General features: G+C 66.0%; 4 protein-coding genes. 2 read left to right on the top strand and 2 right to left on the bottom strand.

Annotated features, from left to right (window positions below; genetic code table 11):
• The first annotated feature begins 203 nt into the window (after positions 1-203).
• Entirely contained in the window at positions 204-1,640 is a 1,437-nt protein-coding gene (locus B5F85_RS10365) for an RNA-binding domain-containing protein (RefSeq protein ID WP_158094606.1), read from the top strand.
• 127 nt (positions 1,641-1,767) lie between these two features.
• Here B5F85_RS10365 and B5F85_RS10950 read toward each other — a convergent pair whose 3' ends face one another.
• Positions 1,768-1,890, bottom strand: coding sequence for a hypothetical protein (locus B5F85_RS10950; protein WP_255373667.1), 123 nt, complete (start codon positions 1,888-1,890; stop codon positions 1,768-1,770).
• 51 nt (positions 1,891-1,941) lie between these two features.
• On the opposite strand from B5F85_RS10950, the gene B5F85_RS10360 reads away from it, so the two are divergent.
• Positions 1,942-4,488: an S-layer homology domain-containing protein gene (locus B5F85_RS10360; RefSeq protein ID WP_087317010.1), complete on the top strand. Its 2,547-nt coding sequence runs from the start codon at positions 1,942-1,944 to the stop codon at positions 4,486-4,488.
• A gap of 684 nt (positions 4,489-5,172) precedes the next feature.
• Here B5F85_RS10360 and B5F85_RS10355 read toward each other — a convergent pair.
• Positions 5,173-7,868, bottom strand: a 2,696-nt coding sequence (locus tag B5F85_RS10355; protein ID WP_087317007.1) for an S-layer homology domain-containing protein, incomplete at its 5' end; no start/stop codon positions are given.

Below are 7,868 nucleotides of genomic sequence, written 5' to 3'. Positions count from 1 at the left end.
CCGGGACCGCGCCGACGGAGAGGACGCCGACGAGCGCCGCGGTGACGACGCGGCGGGCCTTCCCCCCGTTGTTGGTGCAAGCTGTCATGTGTTGTCTCCTTTTAAGGGGGCGCCGTGGAGCCGATTAAGGGGAGGCGAGGCGGGACCCGACTTTTCGGCTACGATTGTGACGTGACATCATGCTGCGGGAGTTAGGCGAGTCTATGTCCTATCTTGATGGGCTTGGGAAGCTTGAGGAGTCCCAGAGACTGGAGTTCAAGGAGGCGTCCTCGGGACTTCCAGATGACCTGTGGGAAAGCTACTCCGCCTTCGCCAACACGGAGGGCGGGACCATCGTTCTTGGCGTGGCGGAGGATCGTGGGACGGGAGACTTCTACCCAGTTGGCGTCTCCGACGCCCGCGCGCTGGTTTCTGACTTCTGGAGTGTCATCAGGAATCAGAAGCGTGTCGAACGTGACGTCATGCTCTACGACGGAGTCCGCGTGGAACGGGAGGGGGACGCGGAGCTCATCGTCATCTACGTCCCGCGCGCGGAGCGTGGCGACAAGCCCGTAAGGGTCTACGACCGTCGGAGGAAAGCTTTCGTCGCCTGGGTACGAAGGGGGTCGGGCGACTACGAGGCCAGCGGATCAGACCTCAGACAGATGGCATACGATTGCGAGCCACGGGCGGACAGACAGGCTCTCGAGGAGTTTGGGGTTAACTCCCTTTGTTCGGACACCGTCAGGCGGTATCGCGCCATCTTCGCCGAGCGCAAGCCCCGGAGCCCGTGGGTGGCGGACAGTGACGAGGACTTCTTGTATCACGTCGGGGCACTGGCCAAGGGGCGTGATGGCCTTGTTCATCCAACGCGTGCGGGGCTGCTGGCCTTTGGCTTTGAGTACGAAATAACCAACCTGCTCCCGCAGTTTCTTCTCGACTATCGAGAGGAAGTCTCTCCCGACCTCCGCTGGGACGATAGGGTAGTTTCCCAAGAAGGTGACTGGAGCGGAAACCTCATTGACTTCTATCTCACAGTCACCGGTCGCTTCCTGAGCCGTTTCAAGTCGCCCTTCCGCACCGATGGCACCGGAACGCGTCACGGATCGAGCAACCCCGTCACCGAGGCAGTCAACGAGGCGCTCACCAACGCGCTCGTCCACGCATACTACGGGGGCACGACCGCCGTCACCGTTGTCCTTCGGCCCGATCGCCTCGAGCTGACCAATCCCGGGACGCTTCTTGTGGACGCGGACGTCGCGATAGTTGGCGGGACCTCCGAGACACGCAACCCAACGATTATGCGGCTGTTCAGCTTCATTGGAGCGGGCGACCGGGCGGGGAGTGGCCTTCAGGAGATTTGGGGCACTTGGTCCGCCACGTTCGATGCCGAGCCGAAGCTCTCCGAGAGCCACTCCCCCTCTTCGGTCAAGCTGGTCTTGCCCCTCGTGGACGAGCGCCGCCCCCCTTCCCCCTCTGTCGAAGACGTGTTCTCTGCGGTTGAGGGGGCCCCGGAGGGGCTTACCTCCAAAGATGTCCAGGCGCTGTTCGGGGTGTCCGAGCGCGTTGCCCAGAACAGGTTGCGGGAGCTCCTCTCCCTCGATCGCGGCGTGGAGCGCGTGAGGGAGGGACGGTCCCTGCGCTACAGAATCGCGCCCTGATTCCCGAACGTTCGCCGTAGACCCCGAACGTTCGCCGTAGACCCCGAACGTTCGCCGTAGACCCCGAACGGAAGGATCAAGGTCGCGACCGACGGCCTGGGCGTTGGAGGACCCTCCCCCGCGCTGCCTATCGGACGAGCTCGGCGTCGAAGATGCCATGCCCCATCGCCTCCGAGGAGGCGATGGGGCCGTGGTCGTCGACCGCGCTGCACATCTCGTTACTGATGGCCACGCCGAATGCGTGTTGCATTGAGGTGCTTTTGGCACGCTGGCCCCGTCTCCCCTTAAAAGGAGACAACACATGACAGCTTGCACCAACAACGGGGGGAAGGCCCGCCGCGTCGTCACCGCGGCGCTCGTCGGCGTCCTCTCCGTCGGCGCGGTCCCGGCGATCGCGCTGGCGACCGGCACGGGCGACGTGAGCCTGCAGTCCGTGCAGCCCGCCTACACCATCGAGGCCGAGGACGGCCAGGGACTTGCCGTCGAGTACACCGCCGGCAAGACCGTCGAGCTGACCGCCGGCACCGCCCAGTACCTCGAGCCCGTCGCGCTCTTCGATTCCGAGGGCAACGAGCTCGATCTCGACGAGTACGTCATCACCTACCTCGACGAGGACGGTAACCCGATCAAGACCGCGTCCGGGAACCCCGTCACCGATGTTGCCGGCTGGTTCGCCAACGCCAACTCAACCAACCACCGCACCGACGCCGGCACGGACTACACCCTTGTCATCACCAAGGGCGGCAACGACATCCTCAAGGTCAAGTTCACCTACGTGACCCCCTCCGTCGAGGGCGTCTACGCCTATGAGAACGGCGACGTCGAGGACACCACCTTCGTCTACGACGGGACCGATCTCGACATCAGGTTCGCCGACGGCGACGCCGACCCCATCGCGTACACCCTCCAGGGCTTCTACACCGCCGACGGCACCTGGTCCCGTACCGTCAAGAACGCGGGCAGCTACACCGCCGTCATCACGGTCAACGGCGAGCGCGTGAGCGTCCCCGTCGAGGTCTCGGCCCTCGACCTCACGACCGCCTCCGTCGTCATGGGCGACACGGCCGCCGCCGGGTCCGTCAATACCCCTGCGGGCTTCTTCAGCAAGCTGCGCATCGGCGGGTTCGCCGGCACCAAGACCGGCTCGTTCGAGGTCGCGTCCGTCAGCGGGCCCAGCGGTAGCTCCTTCAACGGCGGACGCGGCGAGTACACCGTCACCATCGAGGGTACGGACCCCGAGGTGAAGGCCGGCAACATCACCGGCTCCGCCACCGTCAGCTACTACGTCCTGACCCATGACGTCAGGTCGAGCTCCGTCATGTACTACGGTGCCAACGTCGTTGCCGACGGCGGCAGCACCAACGTCAGCCTCGCCGACGGAGAGAGCTTCGACGCGTCCAAGGTGAAGGTCGAGTACGCGGGAAAGACCTACAAGGGCGATGACCTCGAGCTCACCTTCACCGACAGGGACGGCAAGAAGGTCGACGCCTCGGCCCTCTCGAAGCCCGGCACCTACAAGGTCGACGTGAGGCTCGTGCCCTTCCAGAACGGCGACGGCGAGTGGGTCGGCGCGTGCCTCTCCTTCGACGTCAACGCCAAGGGCACCCAGGTCGTCGCCAACGCCGGCCTGACCTACACCTTCGATGGGAAGGTCGTCGCCGACAACGCCGGCAACCCGGGCGTCACCACCTCCTACACCGGCTCCGACCTCATGGAGCGTGTCGGCATCGAGGTCAAGGATGAGGACGGCAAGGTCTACGAGCGCGGCACCGACTACACCGTGACCATCAAGAAGGGCAACAAGACCGTCGACTCCATCGTGAACGTCGGCGAGTACAAGATCACGGTCACCCCCGTCACGTTCGAGTCGAAGGGCGGCTCCTCGTCCGACTGGGTCCTCACCGTCAAGGTCAACCCGATGACCGCCTACGACGCCAAGGTCGTCGCCGACGTCACCGCGAACGGCACCGACTACCTCGCCTACACCGGCGAGGTGCTCGAGCCCAGCTTCACCTTCACCGACGCGGACGGAAACGCCATCGATGTCCCCGCCGACGCTTTCGTGGTGACCTACCTCGACGCCGACGGCGACCGCGTCGACCCGAAGGACGAGGGCGTCTACAAGGTGACGTTCCGCGCGGCCAAGGGCATCGAGAACTACGCCTTCGACAAGGGGTGCGACGCCGAGTTCACCATCACCAAGAAGGGCGTCTTCCTGGACGTGCCCGCCAACGAGTGGTACAGCCAGGCCGTCTACGACGCCGCGAAGCTCGGCTACATGAACGGTGACGGCGGCAAGCTGACCTTCTCCCCGATGCGCGAGCTCACCCGCGCCGAGGCGGCCTGCGTGCTCTTCAACATGGCCGGCGGCGACAAGGTCTACAACGACGTCACCATCCCGGGCTACAACCCCAACGCTGACGTCTACGAGACCGGCTTCTCCGACGTCGAGGGCAACGAGTTCTTCGCCAAGGCCGTCGCCTGGGCCAAGGCGACCGGCATCGTGAACGGCTACGCCGACGGCACCTTCGGCGTCTCCCGCAAGGTTACCTCCGAGGAGTTCGCCTGCATGCTGGCCAACTTCGAGAAGGCCAAGGGCGGCGACGTGACCGTCGACGCCGACGCCGTGCTCGCCGAGTACTCCGACAAGGACGCCGTGTCCGACTGGGCCAAGGACTCCGTGGCCTGGGCCGTCTCCGAGGGCGTCATGGGCAACGGCCCGGCTCTCGCGCCCGCCGGCTCCATCCTGCGCATGCGCGTCGCCACGATGGTCGTGAACTACCAGCCGGAGCCCGTCTCCGACATGGTCATCGACCCGGGCATCAACTCCGGGGTTGATCAGAACTAGCCCCAAACTCGAGTCCCTCCCCTCCGGGGGAGGGCTCCCCATGGGGCTCTGGGTGGACCAGAGCCCCATGGGGAGCCTAACGGCTCGAGCAGGCTGTCAGCGTGGCGCAGGGCGTGACGGTGCCCTCCCCCTCATTGCTCGCAACGGCGAGGGGGAGGGCGGCCCATCTGGGCCGGTAGCCTCAAACAAAATGAGAGTGAATATGCGAGGGGCGGCATCTGCCGCCCCTCGCCTTGTCTGGAGATATCACACCTAGGGAACGCTCCGACTCGCGGAGCCGAGAAGATGCCAACGGGCCATCTCGTTCGTTCGCCCCGCTCACGAAATCGGCGGCGCCCAGGGAGACCCGGGCGCCGCCTCTGTCGCATATTCAGCTCCCGTGGCGTCCCGCCGTCAGATCGTACAGCCTGCAAGGCGCCATTAATGAGGAGCAAAGTCGATGAGGACGCGGCGAGGGACGGCAGACGCCGCCCCTCGCCGATTCACTTTCATTATTTCTCACCGCCCGTCGGCCCCAGATGGGCCGCCCTCCCCCTCGCCGTTGCGAGCAATGAGGGGGAGGGCACCGTCACGCCCTGCGCCACGCTGACAGCCTGCTCGAGCCGTTGAGGCTCCCCACCGGGCTCTGGGAGGCCCAGAGCCCGGTGGGGAGCCCTCCCCCGGAGGGGAGGGACTCGGGTCTAGCTACTGGCGGTTGGGCTGGACCGGGACCAGGACCTGGTCGGTCGCCTTCTCGGGCTGGTAGTTGACGACCATGGTCGCGGCGCGCATGCGCAGGATGGAGCCGGCCGGGGAGATTGCGGAGCCCTTGCCCATCACGCCGGCCTCGACGGCCCAGGCCACGGAGTCCTTGGCCCAGTCGGAGACGGCGGAGCCGTCGGGGTACTCGGCGAGCGTGGCGTCGGCGTCCTCGACCGTGACGTCCTCGCCCTTGGCCTTGGCGTAGTTCGCGAGCATGCAGGTGAACTCCTCGTTGGTCACCTTGCGGGAGACGCCGAAGGTGCCGTCGGCGTAGCCGTTGATGACGCCGGTCTGCTCGGCCCAGGCGATGGCCTTGGCGTAGAACTCGTTGCCGGTCACGTCAGAGAAGCCGGTCTCGTAGGTGCCGGTGTACTCGTTGTAGCCGGGGAGGTTGCCGTAGAGGGCGTCGCCGCCGGCCATGTTGAACAGCACGCAGGCGGCCTCGGCGCGGGTGAGCTCGCGCATCGGGCTGAAGGTGTAGCCGGCGCCGTCGCCGTTCATGTAGCCGTTGGTGGCGGCGTCGTAGACGGCCTGGCTGTACCACTCGCCCGCGGGCACGTCGAGGAAGACGCCCTTCTTGGTGACGTAGACGTACTCCGTCGTGACGTTGTCGAGGTCGTAGTTCTCGACGTCGAGGGCGGTCTCGAAGACGGGCTTGTAGGCGCCCTCGTCCTTGAGCTCGACGTCAGTCTTGTCGGGGGTGGAGATGGCGTTGCCGTCGCTGTCAACCTTCTGCAGGTTGTAGGTGACCTCGTAGGCCTCGGCCGGGACCTCGACCTCGACGTCCTTGCCGTCGATCTTGGTGTAGAAGGTGAAGGTCGGGGTCAGCTCCTCGCCGGTCCAGGTGAGGTAGTCCTTGCCGCCGGCGGTGAGGTCGGCGACGACCTCGGCCTTGGCGACCTTGACGGCCTCGACGGTGAGGTCGAAGTCAGCGTCGACAGCGTTGTCGAACGTGAACGTCTTGCCGGTCACCTTGACGTTGTAGGCGCCCTTGTCGACGATGGAGTCGACCTTCTTGCCGAGCTTGGTGACCTCGACCTCGTAGGTGGAGGGGTCGAGCTCCTCGCCGTCGGCGTTCTTGACCACGACCTCGAGGCGGTCGAGCCAGTCGGAGCCGTCGTAGGTGACGGTCTTGGCGTTGCCGGCGAGCTCGCCGTCGAGGTAGAAGTACAGGCGCTGGTTCGCGTCGAGGGTGGCGCCGGAGAGGTTGACAGTGATCGTCTTGGTGCCCCCGAGGACGCTGCCCATCTCGCCGGTGATCGGCGCGAGGCGGACCTTGATGCGGGCGCGGCCGGTCTTGCCGAAGTCGGTGCCGTCGGGGACGATGACCTGGATCTGGTCACCCTTGTAGGTCTTGCCGTCGAGCACGACGCTCAGGCGGGAGGCGTCGAAGGTCTCGCCCTCGTAGAGGTCGACGTCGATGCGGTTGGTGATTTCGCGGTCGCCGTACATGACCTTGGCGTCATCGATGCCGGGGCTGACGAACACGTCGTCGTCGAGCACGGCGAACTTGAGGCTGCCGGAGCTCACGACCGCGCCGTCGAGGCCGGCGGCCCTGAGCGCGGACTCATTGGCGGAGACGACGACGGTCTTCTCGCCCTTGGAGGACCAGCTGTTCGGGGTCACGCTGTCGACCTGGAGGTACCCGGCGAGGCGTGCGTTGACGGTCCTGCCGTTGACCTGGAGCCCGGCGAGGAAGGCGTCGGAATCGCGCGGGGCGTTGGGGGTGTCGTCGTAGCTGACCGTGGCCTCGGAGAGGTCGAGGGCCTCGACGGTGAAGTCGACGCTGTACTGCTCGCCGCCGGAGACGAAGCTGGCGGTGTAGGTGCCGGGGGCGGTCACGCCGCGCGCCACGTCACCGTTGGCCTTGGTCCAGGTAACGGAGCCGGAGGGAGTGACATCGTTGCCCTGCTCGTCGACGAAGCAGACGCTGTTGGCGGCTTTGCCGCTCTGGAGCATGTTGGTGCCGTTGAAGACGATCTTGGAGTTGGCAGTGTCCCCGTAGTACGCGCGAACCTCGGTGGAGGCGGCGGGGGTGCCGATCTTGAAGGAGAAGTCGGCGGTGATGCCGGCGTCGGCCTTGTCGGTCTGGTTGGTCGTGACTCTTGCAGCGTAGGCGCCCTTGACGGGGTTGACCGCGTAGGAGGTGGAGCCGGACTCATTAGTGGCAATCAATTGGCCCGAGAAGTAGGCGTCCGCCTGTGCGGGGGTGAGGGTGCCATTGAACTGGAAGGTGGTTCCCTGGCCGATTCTATACCACCAGCCCACGACAAGGCCGTCGGTGGGCTGACCGGTCGTGACGGTCTCGTCGGATGCAGAGAGGACCGCATCGGAGGGGACGTACTCGACGTCGTATTCGCCCTTGTCGACCTTCAGCGTCTCGCCGTCGACGAGAATCTCAGTCGGGTAGAGGTAGCCCGTCGAGAAGGTCTCGCCCTCCTCGGCGGAGGAGGAGCTGTACAGTCCCCTGGTGGCCTCCCTGATGGTCACCTCGTGCTCCTGCTCGACGGCCTGGAGCTCGACGTCAGCCCCGGTGCCGGTCGCCAGCGCGATCGCCGGGACCGCGCCGACGGAGAGGACGCCGACGAGCGCCGCGGTGACGACGCGGCGGGCCTTCCCCCCGTTGTTGGTGCAAGCTG

It is taken from the genome of Olsenella sp. An293 (assembly GCF_002159495.1).
In the GTDB taxonomy this organism is placed as follows: Bacteria; Actinomycetota; Coriobacteriia; order Coriobacteriales; family Atopobiaceae; genus Thermophilibacter.
This window is presented reverse-complemented; position numbering and strand designations above follow the sequence as displayed.

Bases quoted from the DNA above. Each gene is read 5' to 3' on its own strand.
- B5F85_RS10360 (WP_087317010.1), top strand. From the start codon at position 1,942: ATGACAGCTTGCACCAACAACGGGGGGAAGGCCCGCCGCGTCGTCACC.
- B5F85_RS10365 (WP_158094606.1), top strand. From the start codon at position 204: ATGTCCTATCTTGATGGGCTTGGGAAGCTTGAGGAGTCCCAGAGACTG.
- B5F85_RS10950 (WP_255373667.1), bottom strand. From the start codon at position 1,890: ATGCAACACGCATTCGGCGTGGCCATCAGTAACGAGATGTGCAGCGCG.